Genomic DNA, 18,334 nt, shown 5'->3' on the forward strand with positions numbered 1-18,334 from the left:
GCGGCGGGGACCTTCCGTGACGCGGGGTCGAACGTGGACTCCGAGTTCCAGGGCCTGTCGGCGTTCTACTCGGCGCCGGAGGCGGCGCAGTTGTTCGCGACGACCAAGCCGGTGAAGACGGACAGCGATTTCTTCGCGGATCAGCTGGAGTCGGCSGCGACGGCGCTGGGTGAGTACATCACCGAGGCGCGGCCGATCGTGGCGCGGCTGAAGGAGCTGCAGGCGAAGGCCTCCACGTTCAGCAACAAGATCAGTGGCGACAAGCACTGGAAGGACGACGGGGACAAGATCGATGAGAACAACGATCTGATCCACGACGTCAACGCCGCCGTCTCCGCGTTCTGGGCCGCGGAGCGGACCTGTGCGAACAAGATCCGTGCCCTGTACTGTGCGCCGCCGCTGACGGCGGACGACGGTTCGCACGGCGCGAACATGCACGGCTACCTGGCGTCCGATCTGAACAAGGCGCAGGACCTGCCGTGGGGTTCGCAGCTGGAGGAGACCCACCGGGCCTGGGAGATCGGCTACTGGGCGAAGTCCTTCGTCTGGGACGGTCTGATCGTCGACGGGATCTAGGGCACGATCCGCGGCCTCGGCACCCTCGTCGGCGTCGACGGCCTGAAGGCCGCAGGCCAGGCGTGGACCGGGCTGGCGAAGCTCGCCACAGGCCTGGCCCTGACCACCTACCCGGGAGTGGGCACCGCGTTCTGGATGGCCGACGACAAGCAGCTCCCCTCGTGGCTGCGTGACTCGCGTAATGCGATGAAGGAGACGGGCAAGGCGCTGGTCGCCTGGGACGAGTGGGGCAAGAACCCGGCCCGCGCCGCCGGGGCGGTCACCTTCAACGTTCTGACCACCGTGTTCACGGGTGGCGCCGGTACGGCGACCAAGGCGGGCACGGTGGCGAAGGTCATCAGCGTGGCCGGCAAGGCGGGCCGCCTCATCGACCCGATCACGTACATCGGCAAGGCCGGCTCCCTCGCGAAGATGAAGATCGGTGACCTGTTCGCGAACCTCGGCAAGGTCGACGGCGCGTTCCCGAAGATCGACGACGTGGTGTGGAAGGACCTCCCGAAGGCCGACGCCCCCGGGATCACCTTCCCGCACCCCGACGACACCGTCCGCCTCCCCGAAGACGCCCTCGGCCGCCCGCAGTACTTCGACAAGACCACGAACCAGCTCCTGGACCACAACGGGCTGCCCAAGCAGGACCTCACCGCGGTCCCCAAGGGCGCCGACCACCCCCTGGCCGAGGTCCCCAAACACGAACCCGTCCCGGTCGGCGTCGGCGCCCACACCGCCGACGTCACCTCCCACACCCCGGGCGGCACGGCCGGCCACACCCCCGGCGCCGCAGCCGAACACACCCCAGGCGGCGTGGCCGACAACGGCGCCCACAACAGCCACGCCGAACCCGGCGGCGGCACGGGCGGCCACGACACCACCCCCACCGGCGGCACCCACCACACCGACACCGCATCAACGGGCGGCCATGGCGAAGGCCCGACCGTTCCCGATCAAGGCGACAGCCCTGGCAGCGGTGGCCACGACGGCCCCGCATCGGGCGACCGTGACCACACACCGGGCGGTGGCGATGGCCACGCGGACACCTCGTTACCCCTTAAAGAGCCTCGGCCCTTCGCGCGCGGCGGCGAGACAGAGCAGCTAATCCGGGACAATCTGCGTCCAGGGAAGCCGAAGCCGCCGGACCTGGAGAAGGCGCTCGCCAACCTGGCTAACCACCCCGCAGGTCAAGAGGTGGCAAACCTGATCGCCTCGGGCAAATTCAAGGGAATGACGAACTTCGAGGACGTCATAAGCAGCTTGAGCCAGAAGAATGCAATGTCAGGCAGTATCGAACAGCTCCGGCTAGCCGACCAGCTTTACGACAGCGGTGTCAGAGACATCAGCTTTGAAATCAAGAGGGACGTCGAAATCAAGCCAGGGGTGATCACCGGAAAAGATACCGACATGGACGTAATGGCCCGTGGCGCAGATGGGAAGATCTACGGGTATCAGTTCAAGGAGGTCATGAACCCGAAGAAGGCCATCGACAAGATGTGGAAGAACATCGGGCAGCTCGCGGAATCCGGCGCTGACGTCAAGATCTTCGTCATCGACACCAAGGGAAGCGTGGCGGACATGCTGGCGTCAGGCGCCGAGGCGCAACTTGCCAGAATCCACACCGAGCAAGGTGTGATCGTTGTACTTCGCGTCGAGGACGGAACGCTCATGTATCCGCCCGGCGCCAGCTTCACGCCAGGAGGACGGCCTTGATTGCCAGCACACCCGTCGCACGGTGGTCATGGGGAGAACCCGGCCGTGAGACAGACCTGGTCCGCGAAGCCGTCCGCCGGTTCTTCGCGGCGCTCAGCATCCTGGACCGGCACCACCTCGGAACCCCACACGGTGGAGGCGTGGCCGTGGAGGTTCCCGAGATGGGTCGTCGTAGCATCCTGCTCCGCGCGGATTTCCCCGTCGGCGCACTGACCGCGGAGGCCACGGACGGGTCGTCGGTCGCCGAGACTCTGGTGGTGCGGATCAAGGAAGGCATCGCCGCCGGTGAGATCGGGGGCGTGAAGCTCTACGCCTCTTGCGACGGCATCGTGGAGACCGGTAGCGGTGGAAGTGAGGCGGTGGAAGGGCTCTTCGAGCTCACCGCCACCCTGTCCGAGGGGTACTTCAACGTGGCTCTGACGGCCTTCTCCGATGCCTGGATGCCGTTCGATCTGCGGGGGCGCGCGCAGGAGGCGGTATTTGCGGCGAACCGGCCCCGCCTGGCCGCGGCCCTCGCGGAGATCGCCGAAGAGGTCGCCGTGGAGACCGACCCCGACGACGCCACTTGGTTCGGCATTCCGACGGAATCGGGGGTCGAGAACCACTACGAAGACGATGACGGCTCCCCGTCGGACGTATGGGGGCGGTTCGAAATCCCTCACCGAAACGGAATCTTCAGCCAAACCCCGAAGTCCACGACCGGGTACGAGCGCCAGGCGTCGGGGCCCGTGAGGTACCTCCCTGTCACGGGAACCCAGGAGGTACTGGGCTACCTGTGGGCCTCGGACGCCGAGGGCGCCGCCAGCTTCGAGCCGCGCGATGCGGCCGACTTGGACGCTTACCAGGCCGGTCTGGTCTGGCTGGACCGGCTGCAGGAAGCATACGACCGAGGCCTGTCTCCCACCGCGGCGCTCGTCGAGCTGGGCAAGTGCCCCAGTGATTCCGTAGCAGGGCGGCCCGAGGTGAACGCGGCCGTCGAAGTGGAGGAGTTCGGGAAGCTGACGCTACTGGCGCTGAAGTAGGCCGCCTGTCTGTCCGATGTCCTGGAGGCCGCCGGACGAGACCCCACGATGCCGACCGGCCACATGCCCGGGTATCGGCGGGGCCTCGGACGCCCACGCGTGCCGACGGAGCGTCCCGTTCCGCCACCTCCGCCGTTTCGGCGATCCACTTGATTCGGGCCGGGCGCGCCCCACGCCGCGAGGAGGCCGAGCAGCAGACGCCGCGCGGGGCGGCCAGCACCTTGCCTCGCAGTTCCTCCTACGGGCCGCACTTCAAGCCGCCGCGGGCAGGCGGTCCTCCAGTTCCCGGGGAAGCGGGTAGACGCGCTCCGCGGGGAGCAGCCGCCGGGTCTTCGCGGCGTGCCCGGCTCGGATCAGGGACGCGGCCTTGCGGACCTGGGGGGTGAGGCCGACGACCCAGTCGTCGGCGAACGTGCGCATCAGATCGCGGCCGATGCCGACCTGGATGTTGTAGTGGTTGAGCGCCGTGCCGCGCGCCGATCGTTCCGGGTCCCATTGGACGTGCACGGCCGCCCCGGCCACGGCGGCCGGGTCCGCGGTCGTGAGCACCGCCCGGGAGAGGGCGTGCTCCCAGCCCGCCCGGGTCATCCGGACCGCGAGGACGCGCTCCTGGCCGGGCTTGCGGGCCCAGTTGCCGCGGTGCATCAGCCAGGTGAACGACGGCTTGATCCACGTCATCCGGTGGAACGAGAACGGCGGGACGAAGCGGCCCGCCCGCAGCGCCGCGTCGGCGATGGCGGGCGCGTACGCCTGGTAGACCACGATCGTGCGGGCGTCGTAGTCGGCACGGATCTGATGCTGGGGCGCCATGAGCCGCACCCTGCCACCCGCCCCGCCCGCCCCGCGAGCCGTTTTCGCGGGCCGGCCCGCCCCCGGGGCCGTGCGGGCGGCGCGTCCGGAAGGGACCTGCGGGTGGCGGCGTGCGTTCGTGCGCACCCCGAGCGCGGCACGGCAGCCGCCACCCCACGACCCGCACTCGTCAAGGCAGGAAACACTCCCTTGGCGTCCCCTCGCGACGAATCGCTCACCACCAGGGTGATCAACAGGTGACGAACCGTCAACACCTCGTTAGAGGTACACGCGCGGTTCCCGCCTCCGGGCAAATTCTTGGTCGGGGCACGCGGCGGGCGCCGCCGGCTCCGCGCGGTCGATCTCGCACCAGATCCGTTTGCCCGCGCCCTCGCGCTGCCAGCCCCACCGGTCGGCGAGCCCGTCCACCAGCTCCAGCCCGCGCCCGCCCGTGTCCTCGCCGCAGGCCTGCCGGCGGGCCGGCGCCCGGTCACTCGTGTCGGCGACCTCGACCCGCACGCCCGGCCCGCCGAACAGCATCCGCAGCACGGCCGGACAACCCGTGTGCACGACCGCGTTCGTGACCAGCTCGGAGATCAACAGGATCAGCGTCTCGGCGAGCGGCTCGTCGTCCCCTATGCCGGACCCCGCCAGCCTGGACCGGGCCCACCGGCGGGCCCGGCCGACCTCGGCGGGATCCGGTCCTACCTCCAGCTGCACCTGAAGCACCTGCACCGCTCACACCATCCGAACCGGCGGACACTTCGCCTCGCGACGGGGCGGGATCACCGCTCGTGACCCCCTTGCCGAGCAGCATGGTTGACATACAGTCACCACAACAAGCGCTTCGGGCATATTCCAGCGCGAAGGAGTAGGCGTGGTGCATACTGTGCGACGCTCACGCCGCTCAACCGCTCGCATTCGTGGGAGCGTACCGGAGCACCCCCTGCCTCCGGCCCGGATCGGGGCGGCCRAAGGACACAAACCGATATCAACTCTCCGTAATCGGACATGCGTCCCGTGTTGTTCCTCCCGTGCCCCACCCCCGACCGGATCCGGCCCGAGCGGCCCCGCGCGGCCCGGATCCGGTCACAGACTGCTACCTACGGCGCCGCCGCCCACCGCACCGCCGCCTACTGCACCGCCTCCTCCAGCAGCCGCTCCGCCAGGAGTTCCTCCGCCCCCGCCGCCGTCCGCCACTGCCGCGCCCGCACCCACGCCCGTTTCAGGTGCAGGTGCACGTCCGCCTCCCAGGTGAAGCCCATCCCGCCGTGCACCTGGAGGCAGTCCCGGGCGCCCCGTACCGCCGCCTCGTCGGCCAGCAGCTTGGCCGCCGCGATCTCCGCGCCGTCCGCCGTCACCGCCGCCGCGTAGACCGCCGTACGGGCCACCTCCGCCCGCACCAGCATGTCCGCGCACAGGTGCTTGACCGCCTGGAACGCCCCGATCGGCTGCCCGAACTGCTCGCGCTCCCCCGCGTACCGCACCGCCAGCTCCACCGTCCGCAGCGCGCTGCCGACCTGGAGGGCCGCCGTCAGCAGCGTCCCCTCCTCCCGGTACGCCTCCACCGGCGCGCCCCCGGCCGGCTCCGCCCGCCACAGGGGGGTCAGCGGGTCCGCCGAGCGCACCGGGGTCCCGGCGGGGAGCCGGTCCGCCCCGAGCACCGCGTCGGCGTCGCCCAGGTGGGCCACCAGCGGCCCGTCGAGGTCGAAGGCGGTGACCACGGCCGCCCCCTCCGCCGCGCCGGGAACCGTCCCGGCGGCCAGGTGGGTGGCCACCAGCGGCCCCGGCAGCAGCACCCGCCCGGCCTCCTCGAAGACGAGGACCGCCTCGGGCAGGCCGAGCCCGACCCCGCCCGCGGACTCCGCCAGCCGCAGCGCGAAGAGGCCCGCCCCGCCCAGCTCCCGCCACAGGTCCCGGTCCAGGGCTCCGTCGGCGTCCACCGACGCCCGCAGGGCCTCGCGCCCGTACCGTCCGGCGAGCAGGTCCCGTACGCCCGCCCGCAGGTCCCGCTGGTCCTGCGTCAGCCGGAAGTCCACGGTGCTCACCGCCCCTTCGGAAGGCCGAGGATCCGCTCGGCGACGATGTTGCGCTGGATCTGCGAGGTGCCCGCCGCGATCGTGTACGAGAGGGACGAGAGCCGGTCCAGGGTCCACTCCTCCTCCAGCGAGAGGGAGTCCGCGCCCAGCACCTCCGCGGCGACGTCGTAGAGCTCCTGGCGGGCGTGGGAGTACGCCAGCTTGAAGACGCTGCCGCCCGTGCCGGGGACGCCGCCGGAGCGCTGCGCCTCGCTGACGTTCCACTGCGTCAGCCGCCACAGGGCCCCGAACTCCCCGTGGAGCCTTCCGAGGGTGCGCCGCAGCACCGGGTCGTCCCAGCGGCCGTTCGCCTGCGCGGTGCGGGCCAGCCGCGTCAGGGTGCGCCGGCAGGCTACGACCTCGCCGACGAAGGCGGTGCCCCGTTCGAAGGACAGGGTCACCATCGTCACGCGCCAGCCGTCGTTCTCCTGCCCGACCCGGTTGGCGACCGGGACCCGCACCTCGTCGAGGAAGACCTCCGCGAACTCGGCGGACCCGGCGAGGGTGCGCAGCGGCCGGACCGTGATCCCGGGCGCGTCCATCGGCAGGGCCAGCCAGGAGATCCCGCGGTGCCTGGGGGCCTGCGGGTCCGTGCGCACCAGCAGCTCGCACCAGTCGGCGACCTCCGCGTGCGAGGTCCAGATCTTCGATCCGGTGACGACGTACGCGTCCCCGTCGCGCACCGCCCGCGTGCGCAGGGAGGCCAGGTCGGAGCCGGCGCCGGGCTCGCTGAAGCCCTGGCACCACACCTCGTCGCCGCGCAGGACGGGCGGCAGCCAGCGGGCCCGCTGCTCGGCGGTGCCCTCGGCGGCGATGGTCGGTCCGGCGTGCAGCAGGCCGACGAAGTTCGCGCCGACGTAGGGTGCGCCGGCGCGCTCGGTCTCCTCCAGGAAGATCAGGTGCTGGGTCGGGGTGGCGCCGCGGCCGCCGGCGTCGACGGGCCAGTGCAGGCCCGCGTACCCGGCGTCGTGGAGCCTGCGCTGCCAGCCCAGGTCGTAGGCGCGGCGGCCGGGCCAGTCGTCCGGGGAGGGCCTGGCGGGCAGCTCGGGCAGGGTCTTGCCCAGCCACTCGCGCAGCCGGCCCCGGAAGTCCCGTTCCTCCTCGGTGCAGGTGAGGTCCATCAGGTGAGGTCCAGGCCGAGCATGCGGATGGCGTTGCCGCGCATCAGTTTGTGGACGGTCTCGGGGTCGAGGTCCTTCACGTGGTCGAGGGCGACCTCCCTGGTGTGCGGGAAGGTCGAGTCCACGTGCGGGTAGTCGGTCTCGAAGGTGGCGTTGTCGCGGCCGACCACGTCGAGCGAGGCGATCCCGTGCTTGTCGCGGAAGAAGCAGCAGTAGATCTGGCGGTAGTAGTACGTGGACGGCGGCTCGGGGATCAGGTCGCGGACCCCGCCCCAGGCGCGGTGCTCGCGCCAGACGTCGTCGGCGCGTTCGAGGGCGTAGGGGATCCAGCCCATCTGGCCCTCGCTGTAGGCGAGGGTGAGCCGCGGGAACTTCACGAGGACCCCGCTGAAGAGGAAGTCCATCATCGAGGCCATGGCGTTGTTGAAGCTCAGCGAGGCCTGGACGGCGGGCGGGGCGTCCGGGGAGGCCGCGGGCATCTGGGACGAGGACCCGATGTGCATGTTCACCACCGTGCCGGTCTCCTGGCAGACGGCGAAGAAGGGGTCCCAGTAGCCGGAGTGGATGGACGGCAGCCCCAGGTGGGTGGGGATCTCGGAGAAGGTCACCGCGCGGACGCCGCGGGCGGCGTTGCGGCGGATCTCGGCGACGGCCAGGTCGATGTCCCAGAGCGGGATGATGCAGAGCGGGATGAGGCGGCCGCCGCTGTCGCCGCACCACTCCTCGACCATCCAGTCGTTGTAGGCGCGCACGCAGGCGAGGGCGACTTCCTTGTCGTGGGCCTCCGCGAAGGTCTGGCCGCAGAAGCGCGGGAAGGTCGGGAAGCAGAGCGAGGCCTCGACGTGGTTGAGGTCCATGTCGGCGAGGCGCGCCTTGGGATCCCAGCAGCCGCGCCGCATCTCCTCGCGGGTGATGCCCTCCAGGGTCATGTCGTCGCGGTCGAAGCCCACGGCGGCGATGTTGCGCTTGTACGGGAACTTCAGGTCCTCGTAGATCCACCAGTCGGTCGGCGGGCCGTCGGGGTCCATGGAGATGACGTACTTGCCGCCGGTGTAGACGAGCTCGCCGATGCCCGCCGTGAGGGCCTTGGGGCCGCGGTCCCGGTACTTGGCCGGCAGCCACACGTCGAACAGGTGGGCCGGTTCGATGACGTGGTCGTCGACGCTGATGATCCGAGGCAGTTCCATGGTCTCCCCAATCCGATCTGATGGATCGTCAGAAACAAGCTAGCCCCGCCACCCCTGGACCGACAAGCGTCCGAGGCCTACGCTCTGCGCTTGATCTGACTACCCGTCAGACTCCTTGCCCACCGTCGACTGCCACGCCCAGGGGAGGTCCGGGATGACGGACACCGTGACGGATCCGAGCAGCTGCGCCACCCTGTGGGAGCTGGTCTCCCGGCGGGCCGCCCGCACCCCGGACGCACCCGTCCTCATCGAGGCCGCCGACGACCCCGCCGACGACCGCGTCCTGACCTTCGGCGCACTGCGCCAGCGCGCCGAACGCGCCGCGGCCGGCCTGTACGGCCTGGGGGTGCGGCCCGGCACGGTCGTCGCCTGGCAGCTGCCCACCCGTATCGAGACGGTGCTGCTCTCACTCGCCCTGGCCCGGCTCGGCGCCGTCCAGTCACCGGTGATCCCCTTCTACCGCGACCGCGAGGTGGGCTTCGCGCTGCGCGAGGCCAAGGCCGAGTTCTTCGCCGTGCCCGGCACCTGGCGCGGCTTCGACCACACCGCGATGGCCGCCCGGATCGGCGCCCGCGGGGTCTTCGAGGCCTACGGCTCCCTCCCCGACGGCGACCCCGCCGTCCTGCCCCCGCCGCCGGCCGACGGGACCTCCGTACGGTGGATCTACTGGACTTCCGGCACCACCTCCGACCCCAAGGGCGTCCTGCACACCGACCGCTCGCTCATCGCGGGCGGCACCTGCCTCGCCGACGCGCTGCGGCTGACCCCCGCCGACGTCGGCTCGATCGCGTTCCCGTACGCGCACATAGGCGGCCCCGACTACCTGGTGATGCTGCTGCTGTACGGGTTCCCCGCGGTGCTCTTCGAGAAGTTCGCGCTGCCCGACGCACTGGACGGGTACCGGCGCCACGGCGTCACCGTCGCGGGCGGCTCCACCGCCTTCTACTCCCTGTTCCTGGCCGAACAGCGCAAGGACCCGGGGACGCGGCTCATCCCCACCCTGCGCCTGCTGGCCGGCGGCGGCGCCCCCAAACCCCCGGAGATCTACCACGCGGTGGTGCGCGAGCTGGGCTGCCAGCTCACCCACGGGTACGGCATGACCGAGGTTCCGATGATCACCATGGGCTCCCCGGACGACACCCCGGAGAACCTCGCCACCACCGAGGGCCGCCCCCCGCGCGGCATGTCCGTCCGCATCACCACCCCGGACGGCGCACCCCTGCCCGCCGGAACCGACGGAGAGGTGCGGCTGCGCGGCGAGGCCGTCTGCCGGGGCTACCTGGGCCGCGCGGACTCCGCGGAGGTCTTCGACGCCGACGGCTACCTGATCACCGGCGACCTCGGCCACCTCACCGCCGACGGCCACCTGGTCCTCACGGGCCGCAGCAAGGACGTGATCATCCGCAAGGGCGAGAACATCTCGGCCAAGGAGATCGAGGACCTCCTGCACCTGCTCCCGGCCGTGGGCGACGTCGCCGTCATCGGCCTCCCGGACCCCGAACGCGGAGAGCGCGTCTGCGCCGTCGTCGAGCAGCCCCCGGGGGCGGCGCCCCTGACCCTGCCCCAGCTGACGGCCCACCTCCGGGCCCAGGGGCTGTCCCCGCACAAGCTCCCCGAGCAGCTGGAACTGGTCGACGCCCTGCCCCGCAACGACGCCCTGCGCAAGGTCCTCAAGTACCGCCTGCGGGAACGCTATTCCCGCCCCTGACGTGCGCCGGGCCGGGCCTCCCCCGCCCTGCTGACACCAAGGTGCCAGGCCCTTTGGTGCCGGGCGAAAGGCCTTCCCCGGGGCTTCCCCGCCCAGCAGGATAGTGATCACCGGAACGGCGGCGGGAAACAAGAACCCGAAGCCGAGGCCCACCAGGGCCGGCCACCCGCCTCCGGGAAAACCATCCACCCACACGCAGGAAGCCCGGGGGCACAGCCATGCCGAAAACCGCTCGCACGCACAGCAGCCACCACGCCGCCGGCGACGTCATCGGCTGGGACTGACCCCGTGCTCCTCGTCCGCATTCCCTTACACAGCGACACCGGGGCACCGGGAACCGAGAGCGGAGCAAGCCTCCTCCAGGACGCCCTCTGGGCCCACGCCGCCCCCCACCACGCACTCGAACACGTACGGGTCCGCCCCGTACCCCACGGCCTGCACGTCGCCCTCTTCGTCCGCGCCGCGAACACCACCGCCGCCCAGGAGAAGGCCCACGCCCTCCTCACCCGCGTCCTCGCCACCGGCGCCGCCCGCGGCTACACCCCGGACCCCCTGATCCGCCACTGAACCACCGCCACACCGCCACACCACCCGACGGCCGCGACCGACCGCTGTTCCTGCAGGGCAGCTGTCCACCGGCACCGGTGCGCCCCACATCTTCGGCCTGCATCAGGCCTGCCCGCGGAAGCCCCGCGCGGCCCCACGCCTTCCCTTCACGCCCACAGGAGCTCAGCCATGTCCCGGAACCTCAAGGCCAGCGCCATCCGCGTCGCCTCCGCCTCCGCCCTCGCCGCGACCGCCGCCACGATGGTCTTCGTCTCCCCGGCCAGCGCCTCGCCGCTGAGCGACGGCATCTCCGCAACGGCCCGCGCCGAGCAGGGCAACGGCGCCTGTGCCCACGGTGGTTACGTGGGTGGCTCCGAGCAGAACAGCAGCTGCAGCGGTGGCCAGAGAACCCACGCCTGGTGCGCCGACTTCGCCGGCTGGGTCTGGGCCCGCAACGGGGTCACCGGCCTCTCCACGCTGTCCGACATGGCCGACAGCTTCTACGACTACGGCGTCAAGTACGGCACCCTGTCCAACCAGCCGCACGTCGGTGACGCCGTCGTCTACAACCACGGCGGCAGCTACTCGGACGACCACGTGGCCCTCGTCACCGGGATCTCCGGCAACTCCGTCACCATCACCGGCGGCAACCAGGGCGGCTTCCCCGGCATCGTCAGCACCCACAGCACCACCGACTGGAGCGTGGGCTCCTCCCCGTGGGGCCAGCGCATCAGCGGCTACATCTCGCCGGCCGGCACCACCAACCCCCAGTTCCCGAACCCGTCCTCGCTGCCCGCCGGCACGCTCGTGAAGTCGCCCAACGGCCCCGACGTCAAGGTGATGATCGACGGAGCGGGCGTACCGGTCGCCGGCTCCGACGTCACCCCCGACAAGTACGACCTCAGCAAGATCGTGCTGATCGACGACCAGGCCTTCCGTTCGCTGGCGAGCGCCCCGCCCACCGGCACGGTCGTCCACGACCAGGCCGGCGGCAACGCCCGCTACGTGATCATCGACGGCGCGGCCCTCCAGATCGGCGCGGCGGACTGGACCGCCGGCGGCTACAACATCCGTCCCGACATGGGCGTGCCGACCGCCTGGCTGCAGGGCGCCGCCCAGCGCAAGGTGGCGACCGGCATCGTCGTGATGGACCAGAGCGGCAAGGACCCGGCCCGCTACGTGATGGTGGACGGCGCGGCCCTGCACATCTCCGCCGCCGAGTGGACCGCCGACGGCTACAACGAGCAGATGCTGATGGGCGTCCCCGGCGAGTGGCTCAAGGGCGCCGCCGCCAAGGCTCCGGGCAACGGCACCGTGATCATGAACCAGTCGGGTACGGACAACAACCGCTACGTCCTCGTCAACGGCACGGCCCTGCACATCTCGGCGGCCGAGTGGACCGCCAACGGCTACGACCAGCGCTCGCTGATGGGCGTCCCCGGCGAGTGGCTGAACGCCGCCGTCGGCAAGCAGCTCGCCAACGGCACGATCGTCAAGGACGCCTCGGGCAAGGACTCCACGGTCTACGTGATGGCCGGCGGCAAGGCCGTCTCCCTCACCTACGCCGACTTCACCGGCCTCGGCTACGACAAGCGCCCGCTGGAGGGCCTGCCCGCCGAGTGGCTGACCGCCGCCGCCGCGAAGGCCGTACCCGCCGACGGCACGATGCTCCTCGCCCAGGGCAACAACACCGTCTGGCAGGTCACCGGCGGCAAGAAGCGCGCCATGACCGCCGACGAGTTCGGCGCCGGCAAGGCCAGCTTCGACGACGTGGTCAGCGTCCCGGCCGCCCTCGTCAACGGCCTGCCGACCGTCTGACCCACCGGGTCGGCACCGCCCGGCCCACTTGGCCGGCGCTGCCCGAGCACCGCCTGAGCACCGCCTGAGCACCGCCCACCCGAGCCGCCCGGTCCCCACCGGCCGGGCGGCTCGGGCCCGCTCCGCCCGGCAGCCGCCTTCGCCGCCCGCCGCCGCGCCGCCCCGCCGCTTCCAGACACCCCGAGGACACCGTCATGAGCTCCGCCGCCCGCAAGAAGTCCGTACTCGCCGTCACCGCCACCGCCCTCCTCGCCATCGCCGCCCCGCTCGCCGCGGGCAGCACCGCCTCCGCCGCCTCCGTCTCCACCTGGGACAAGGTCGCCCAGTGCGAGGCCAGCGGGAACTGGTCGATCAACACCGGCAACGGCTACTACGGCGGACTCCAGATATCGATGTCGACCTGGCGGGCCTTCGGCGGCACCCAGTACGCCTCCCGCCCGGACCTCGCGGACAAGCAGCAGCAGATCCTGACGGGCGAGAAGATCCTCGCGGGCCAGGGCCAGGGCGCCTGGCCGTCGTGCGGCCCCGCCGCCGGCCTCGGCGCCGACCACGCCGACCCGTACCCGTCGGCCCCCTCCTACCCGAACCCGGCCTCGCTGGCGGTCGGCACGCTCGTGAAGTCCCCGAAGGGCGCGGCCGTGAAGGTGATGATCGACGGAGCGGGCGTCCCGGTCGCCGGCTCCGACGTCACCCCCGACAAGTACGACCTCAGCAAGATCGTGCTGATCGACGACGCCGCGTTCAACGGCCTGCCGAGCGCCCCGCCGGCCGGCACCGTGGTCCACGACCAGGCCGGCGGAGCCAACCGGTACGTGGTCATCGACGGCGCCGCCCTGCCGATCTCCGCCTCCGACTGGACGGCCGACGGCTACAACGTCCGCCCCGACATGGGAGTTCCGACCTCCTGGCTGCAGGGCGCCGTCCAGCGCACCCTGTCGAACGGCCGCGTCGTCATGGACCAGACCGGCAACGACCCGGCCCGCTACGTGATGGTCAACGGCACGGCCCTGCACATCTCCGCCGCCGAGTGGACCGCCAACGGCTACGACCAGCGCTCGCTGCTCGGTGTCCCGACCAGCTGGCTGGCCGGCTCCGCGGCCCGCCAGGTCCCCAACGGCACCATCGTCAAGGACGCCTCGGGCAAGGACTCCACGGTCTACGTGATGGCCGGCGGCAAGGCCGTCTCCCTCACCTACGCCGACTTCACCGGCCTCGGCTACGACAAGCGCCCGCTGGAGGGCGTCCCCGGCACCTGGCTGACCGACGCCGCGGCCAAGACCGCTCCCGCCGACGGCACGATGCTCCTCGCCCAGGGCAACAACACCGTCTGGCAGGTCACCGGCGGCAAGAAGCGCGCCATGACCGCCGACGAGTTCGGCGCCGGCAAGGCCAGCTTCGACGACGTGGTCAGCGTCCCGGCCGCCCTCGTCAGCGGCCTGCCGACCGCCTGACCCACCCGGCCACGGAGGTCCGGTCGCCACCCGCAACTGATCACCGCACCACCCCGTACGCGGCTCCGGTTCCCCGGAGCCGCGTACGCGCGTGCCGCTACAGCCGGCTCAGCGAAGCCGCCGCGAACAGGACGTCGCGGATCGCCTCGCGGTCGCCGGTCTGGCCGACGGCGGCGTCCTCCGGGGAGACGTGCCCGGCGGCGAGCTGGCAGAACTCGACGCCGTCCAGCGCGACCTCCGCCACCGTGTGCTCCCGCGACGGCTTCGCCGCCGGGGAGTCCAGGGCGATGTCCCAGGAGCCGCCGCCCGCCCCCTCGATCTCCAGGTGCAGGCTCCGCCCCGGAGCGCCCGCCGCGACCGGGCCGCGCGGCGGCGCCGCCAGTCCCGAGCGGCGCCGGCCCGCCAGGGCGGTGGGGAGCAGCCGCGCCGCGAGGTCGATCATGCGGTGCAGGTGTGGCCCCGACGGCAGCCCGTACGGGTAGTCGACGGCCTCGGCGATGTCCGAGGCGTGCACCCAGCACTCGAAGGCCCGTTCCAGGAACGCGTCGGCCAGCGGCAGCGCGAAGGCCCCGTAGTCGACGGCGAGTTCGGCGRCGCCCCGGTCCGCGAAGGAGACCGTACGGACGAGGGTGTGGCCCTGCTCCCGCCAGGGATCGCGGACCGCGCCGGTGCCCGGATGGGCGCCGGAGCTCCAGAAGTGCTCCGTGCGCCCCTCGGGTCCGCCCGGGGGTGCGTGCGGCCCCAGCGGATCGTCGAGGCCGAGGGCGGCGGCGACGAGGCCGTCCACCGTCAGCAGGTGGCCGATCACCCCGGACACGGTGGTCCGGCGGGTGCGGCGGCGCTCCTCCTCGAACCACTTCAGCCGGACCGGGGTGTGCCACTCCGCCTCGCCGAAGTCCCGCAGCAGCGCGTCGAGGCGTGCCGTCTCGGTGTCGTACGGGCCCGCCCACACCGGTACCGGGATGCGGGCGGGGCGCTTGCCCAGGCAGTCCTCCAGCACGCGCGAGCGCAGCAGCGGCTTGAGGTCGAGGGTGTCCTCGGGGTGCAGCAGCCCCACGGCGTCCCGCAGCCGCAGTGCCTCCTCCGCGCAGGGCGCGCACTCGGTGAGGTGGTCCTCCACGGCCTGGGTCTCCTCGGCGGAGCAGGCGGCGAGCGCCCACGCTCCGAGCAGGGACTTCAGTACGCCGTGCGGGGGCGCCGGCGCGGACGAGGGCGCGGACGGGGGCGCGGGCACGGACGGGGGCGCCGGCACGGGCACGGACGTAGCGGCCGGCGCCGGCACGGCCTCGGGACCCGGCGCCGGCACGGCCTCGGGAGTGGGGGCCGGCGGTTCGAGGTCGTCTCCGGCGGGGCGCGGTCCCGGTATCCGCGCCGCGCGGCCCGCGGCGTACTCGTGGGCGTCGTCGGGGGTGTCTTCGGAGGGGCCGGTCATCAGGTGGTTCCGTATCCGCGAGGGGCGGGGTCCTCCCGGGGGAGGACGTGGGCGGTCGACAGCAGCTGGAGGCCGAGCCGCAGCCGGCGGCGCGCCTCGTCCTCGCTGATCTGCAGGTCGGCGGCGGCCTGCCGGTAGTCGCGCCGCTTGAAGTAGGCGAGTTCCAGGGCGGCGCGCAGCGGCGCGGGCATGGAGGCGACGATGTAGTCGGCGCGGGCGGCGGCGTTGGCGCTGCGCACCTTCTGCTCCAGCTCCTCGCGGGAGCCGCGGCCGAACTCGACCTGGCGCAGCCGGGCGACGGCCTGGCCCTGGGTGATCCGGGCGACCCAGGAGCGCATGGAGCCCTGCTTGGGGTCGTAGGCGTCTGGGTTCTCCCAGATGTAGCCGAAGACCTCGCGGGTGATCCGGTCCGCGGCCTTCTCGTCGCCGAGGACCCGGTGCGCCAGGCCGTGCACGAGGGAGGCGAAGCGGTCGTAGAGCTCGCCGAGCGCGGCGGCCTCACCGCGGGCGAGGCGCTGCTGCATGCGACGGTCCCAGCGCGGTGGAACGTCCTTCGCCATGCTTCCTCCCGCCGCGTGCCGACCCGTCAAATGTAGTGCGCAACCGATGGAACGCGCCTGTTTTGGGTGAACCCCGTCCGCGGACCACGGCCCACGTGCTAGGGGCGCTGTTGGCACAGATGTACGCGCCCTGCCGCGCTCCCCGTGCGCGGGTTCGATGTCGCCACCTCCTTGACCGCTTCGCTTAACGCTCAGGCCACCGAGGCCTTACGCTCCTGCCTGTCTTGAACTGCACTCCCTCGCACACGTGAAGGCGGAACTCCGCATATGGACAGCGCAGAATACGAGCGCAAGATCGCCGCCCGATTCGCCACTTTCGACCAGGACGGATCCGGCTACATCGATCGGGAGGACTTCAGTACGGCGGCCAGGGCCGTACTGGCCGAGTTCGGCACCACCGCGCGGTCGGACAAGGGACAGGCCGTCTTCAACGGCGCTGAGGCGTTCTGGCAGGGGATGGCCGGGATCGCCGACGTGGACGGGGACCAGCGGGTCTCCCGGGAGGAGTTCGTCACCGGGGCGGCGAAGCGGCTGCGGGACAGCCCCGACCGGTTCGCGGAGATCGCGCGCCCGTTCCTGGCCGCGGTGATCGCCGTGGCGGACGAGGACGGCACGGGCGCCGCGACGCCGGCGGCCGCGGCCCGGGTCCTGCGGGTGCTCGGCACCGCGCCGGAGCTGGCCGGCCCGCTGGCGCGGGCGCTGGACGCGGACGGCGACGGCCGGATCTCCGAGGAGGAGATCCTGGCGGCCTTCGCGGGCTACTGCGGGGTGGAGGCACCCGACGCGTGACACCGCGCGGGGGCCGGGCGGACGACGCCCGGCCCCCGCGGGTGCGCCGGTGTGGCGGCGGGCCGGTCCGGGGCGGCCGGCCGGCCCGGCCCCCGCGGCCCGGGGCCGCCGGGGCTCAGGCGAAGACGACGGTGCGGCTGCCGTTCAGCAGGACGCGGTGCTCGCTGTGCCACTTCACCGCGCGGGCGAGCGCCTGGCACTCCACGTCGCGGCCGATGGCGACCAGCTGGTCGGGGGTGACCTCGTGGCCGACGCGCTCGACCTCCTGCTCGATGATCGGGCCCTCGTCGAGGTCGGCGGTCACGTAGTGCGCGGTGGCACCGATGAGCTTCACACCACGGGCGTGCGCCTGGTGRTAGGGCTTGGCGCCCTTGAAGCYCGGCAGGAASGAGTGGTGGATGTTGATGATCCGCCCGCTCAGTTCCTTGCACAGGGTGTCGGACAGCACCTGCATGTAGCGGGCGAGGACGACGAGCTGGACGTCCTGCGCGCGGACCAGTTCCAGCAGCTGCGCCTCGGCGTCCGCCTTGGTGTCCTTGGTGACCGGGATGTGCACGAAGGGCACGTCGTACGAGCCGACCAGCTCGGCGAAGTCGGTGTGGTTCGAGACCACGGCCGCGATCTCCACGGGCAGCGCGCCGATCCGCGAGCGGAACAGCAGGTCGTTCAGGCAGTGGCCGAACTTCGACACCATGAGGACGATCCGCATGCGCTCGTCGGAGCGGTGGATCTGCCAGTCCATGCGGAAGGAGTCGCCGATCGCTGCGAAGCTCGCGCGCAGCTTCTCGACGGTGACCGCAGGCTCGGCCTCGAAGTGCACCCGCATGAAGAAGAGCCCGGTCTCCCGGTCTCCGAACTGCTGGCTGTCCACGATGTTGCAGCCGGTCATGAAGAGGTAACTCGACACGGCGTGCACGATGCCCTGCTTGTCGGGGCAGGACACGGTCAGGACGTACTGGGGCTGGGCAGTGGCCTCGGGCTGCGGGTCGCTCATGACGGCATAGCCTTTCACACCGCGCGGGTGAGCATCCTCAGTACGTCGACCGAGGTGGGCGGCTCGTCCGGATCCTCCCCGTCCGCCGTCGCCATCCGTACGTGCGCCTCGCGCGCGGCCCGTACCGCCTCGGGCCAGGCGTGGTGTTCCAGGTACGTGGACACGGGCGCGTCGGGCCCGACCTGGTGCAGGATCCGCAGCACCCGCAGGACGGCGAGGTCCACGAGGGCGGCCTCCTGCGCGTCCCGGAAGATCGTGCCGACGTACTTGTCGGCGGACCAGCTGTCGAGCCAGGTGTCCTCGACGAGCCGGTACACGGCGTCGGTGACGTCCCCGTAGCCTTCCGCGCCGGTCAGCCAGACCTCCTCCTGGAACACCGGGTCGGAGAGCATGTGCAGCGCCGAGCGCACGTTCGCGCGCCAGCGCCACCACGGCATGTCGTTGAGGGGCATGCCGCCCATGGTGGAGGAGCGGCCGCCGCGGCGGGAAGAGTTCTTCGAACCTTGGGCGAATGTCACGCTTTCGATCGTACGTTCCCCCATAGTGCGATCTTGAAGCGCCT

At 71.9% G+C, this 18,334-nt stretch carries 16 protein-coding genes and 1 pseudogene; 8 read left to right on the forward strand and 9 right to left on the reverse strand.

Going from position 1 to position 18,334, the window contains the following annotated elements; all coding sequences use genetic code 11:
* From AB4039_RS27315 to AB4039_RS27325, 3 genes and pseudogenes are all read left to right on the forward strand, one after another.
* Positions 1-576, forward strand: a pseudogene (locus AB4039_RS27315) (ADP-ribosyltransferase); the annotation flags it as partial.
* Positions 577-711: 135 nt separating this feature from the next.
* Complete coding sequence (locus AB4039_RS27320; RefSeq protein ID WP_442272035.1) at positions 712-2,277, forward strand: hypothetical protein; 1,566 nt, start codon at positions 712-714, stop codon at positions 2,275-2,277.
* Positions 2,274-3,299 carry a hypothetical protein gene (locus AB4039_RS27325; protein ID WP_266840887.1) on the forward strand — a complete coding sequence of 342 codons (1,026 nt, stop codon included), beginning with the start codon at positions 2,274-2,276 and terminating at the stop codon, positions 3,297-3,299. Before AB4039_RS27320 ends, AB4039_RS27325 begins: the two co-directional genes overlap by 4 nt.
* 252 nt (positions 3,300-3,551) lie before the next feature.
* On the opposite strand, the gene AB4039_RS27330 is transcribed toward AB4039_RS27325, so the two are convergent.
* The 5 genes from AB4039_RS27330 to AB4039_RS27350 all read right to left on the reverse strand — a co-directional run bounded on the left by AB4039_RS27330 (position 3,552) and on the right by AB4039_RS27350 (position 8,474).
* The gene (locus tag AB4039_RS27330; RefSeq protein WP_442272036.1) at positions 3,552-4,109 is read right to left on the reverse strand and encodes a DUF4291 family protein; all 558 of its coding nucleotides are present in this window, start codon (positions 4,107-4,109) and stop codon (positions 3,552-3,554) included.
* 258 nt (positions 4,110-4,367) lie between these two features.
* Positions 4,368-4,823, reverse strand: coding sequence for an ATP-binding protein (locus tag AB4039_RS27335; RefSeq protein ID WP_442272037.1), 456 nt, complete (start codon positions 4,821-4,823; stop codon positions 4,368-4,370).
* Positions 4,824-5,221: 398 nt separating this feature from the next.
* Positions 5,222-6,127 carry an acyl-CoA dehydrogenase family protein gene (locus AB4039_RS27340; protein ID WP_266841800.1) on the reverse strand — a complete coding sequence of 302 codons (906 nt, stop codon included), beginning with the start codon at positions 6,125-6,127 and terminating at the stop codon, positions 5,222-5,224.
* A 5-nt stretch (positions 6,128-6,132) separates the two neighbouring features.
* Positions 6,133-7,287 (reverse strand): acyl-CoA dehydrogenase, encoded by a 1,155-nt coding sequence (locus AB4039_RS27345; protein WP_442272038.1) that lies wholly within the window; start codon positions 7,285-7,287, stop codon positions 6,133-6,135.
* Positions 7,287-8,474, reverse strand: a complete 1,188-nt coding sequence (locus AB4039_RS27350; RefSeq protein WP_266840884.1) for an amidohydrolase family protein — start codon at positions 8,472-8,474, stop codon at positions 7,287-7,289. Before AB4039_RS27350 ends, AB4039_RS27345 begins: the two co-directional genes overlap by 1 nt.
* Positions 8,475-8,628: 154 nt before the next feature.
* On the opposite strand from AB4039_RS27350, the gene AB4039_RS27355 reads away from it, so the two are divergent.
* The 4 genes from AB4039_RS27355 to AB4039_RS27370 all read left to right on the forward strand — a co-directional run bounded on the left by AB4039_RS27355 (position 8,629) and on the right by AB4039_RS27370 (position 13,997).
* Positions 8,629-10,182: an AMP-binding protein gene (locus AB4039_RS27355; protein WP_266840883.1), complete on the forward strand. Its 1,554-nt coding sequence runs from the start codon at positions 8,629-8,631 to the stop codon at positions 10,180-10,182.
* A gap of 288 nt (positions 10,183-10,470) precedes the next feature.
* The gene (locus tag AB4039_RS27360) at positions 10,471-10,749 is read left to right on the forward strand and encodes a hypothetical protein (protein WP_266840882.1); all 279 of its coding nucleotides are present in this window, start codon (positions 10,471-10,473) and stop codon (positions 10,747-10,749) included.
* A 168-nt stretch (positions 10,750-10,917) separates the two neighbouring features.
* Entirely contained in the window at positions 10,918-12,546 is a 1,629-nt protein-coding gene (locus AB4039_RS27365; RefSeq protein WP_266840881.1) for a CHAP domain-containing protein, read from the forward strand.
* Between the two features lie 194 nt (positions 12,547-12,740).
* On the forward strand, positions 12,741-13,997 hold the full coding sequence (locus tag AB4039_RS27370) for a transglycosylase family protein (RefSeq protein WP_442272039.1): 1,257 nt from the start codon (positions 12,741-12,743) through the stop codon (positions 13,995-13,997).
* A 97-nt stretch (positions 13,998-14,094) separates the two neighbouring features.
* Here the strand turns inward: AB4039_RS27370 and AB4039_RS27375 are convergent, their stop codons facing one another.
* Complete coding sequence (locus tag AB4039_RS27375) at positions 14,095-15,429, reverse strand: zf-HC2 domain-containing protein (protein ID WP_442272040.1); 1,335 nt, start codon at positions 15,427-15,429, stop codon at positions 14,095-14,097.
* Positions 15,429-15,989, reverse strand: coding sequence for a sigma-70 family RNA polymerase sigma factor (locus AB4039_RS27380; RefSeq protein ID WP_266840878.1), 561 nt, complete (start codon positions 15,987-15,989; stop codon positions 15,429-15,431). Before AB4039_RS27380 ends, AB4039_RS27375 begins: the two co-directional genes overlap by 1 nt.
* Before the next feature lie 267 nt (positions 15,990-16,256).
* On the opposite strand from AB4039_RS27380, the gene AB4039_RS27385 reads away from it, so the two are divergent.
* The gene (locus AB4039_RS27385) at positions 16,257-16,778 is read left to right on the forward strand and encodes an EF-hand domain-containing protein (RefSeq protein WP_266840876.1); all 522 of its coding nucleotides are present in this window, start codon (positions 16,257-16,259) and stop codon (positions 16,776-16,778) included.
* Between the two features lie 115 nt (positions 16,779-16,893).
* Here the strand turns inward: AB4039_RS27385 and purU are convergent, their stop codons facing one another.
* The gene (purU, locus tag AB4039_RS27390) at positions 16,894-17,772 is read right to left on the reverse strand and encodes a formyltetrahydrofolate deformylase (protein WP_442272041.1); all 879 of its coding nucleotides are present in this window, start codon (positions 17,770-17,772) and stop codon (positions 16,894-16,896) included.
* 14 nt (positions 17,773-17,786) lie between these two features.
* Entirely contained in the window at positions 17,787-18,233 is a 447-nt protein-coding gene (locus tag AB4039_RS27395) for an SCO4402 family protein (protein WP_442272061.1), read from the reverse strand.
* Between the last annotated feature and the right edge of the window lie 101 nt (positions 18,234-18,334).

It is taken from the genome of Streptomyces sp. M-16 (assembly GCF_052114405.1).
Lineage (GTDB): Bacteria > Actinomycetota > Actinomycetes > Streptomycetales > Streptomycetaceae > Streptomyces.

Coding starts and splice junctions, on each gene's coding strand:
- AB4039_RS27370 (WP_442272039.1), top strand. CDS start 12,741: ATGAGCTCCGCCGCCCGCAAGAAGTCCGTACTCGCCGTCACCGCCACC.
- AB4039_RS27365 (WP_266840881.1), top strand. CDS start 10,918: ATGTCCCGGAACCTCAAGGCCAGCGCCATCCGCGTCGCCTCCGCCTCC.
- AB4039_RS27320 (WP_442272035.1), top strand. CDS start 712: ATGGCCGACGACAAGCAGCTCCCCTCGTGGCTGCGTGACTCGCGTAAT.
- AB4039_RS27355 (WP_266840883.1), top strand. CDS start 8,629: ATGACGGACACCGTGACGGATCCGAGCAGCTGCGCCACCCTGTGGGAG.
- AB4039_RS27330 (WP_442272036.1), bottom strand. CDS start 4,109: ATGGCGCCCCAGCATCAGATCCGTGCCGACTACGACGCCCGCACGATC.
- AB4039_RS27385 (WP_266840876.1), top strand. CDS start 16,257: ATGGACAGCGCAGAATACGAGCGCAAGATCGCCGCCCGATTCGCCACT.
- AB4039_RS27345 (WP_442272038.1), bottom strand. CDS start 7,287: ATGGACCTCACCTGCACCGAGGAGGAACGGGACTTCCGGGGCCGGCTG.
- AB4039_RS27350 (WP_266840884.1), bottom strand. CDS start 8,474: ATGGAACTGCCTCGGATCATCAGCGTCGACGACCACGTCATCGAACCG.
- AB4039_RS27380 (WP_266840878.1), bottom strand. CDS start 15,989: ATGGCGAAGGACGTTCCACCGCGCTGGGACCGTCGCATGCAGCAGCGC.
- AB4039_RS27395 (WP_442272061.1), bottom strand. CDS start 18,233: ATGGGCGGCATGCCCCTCAACGACATGCCGTGGTGGCGCTGGCGCGCG.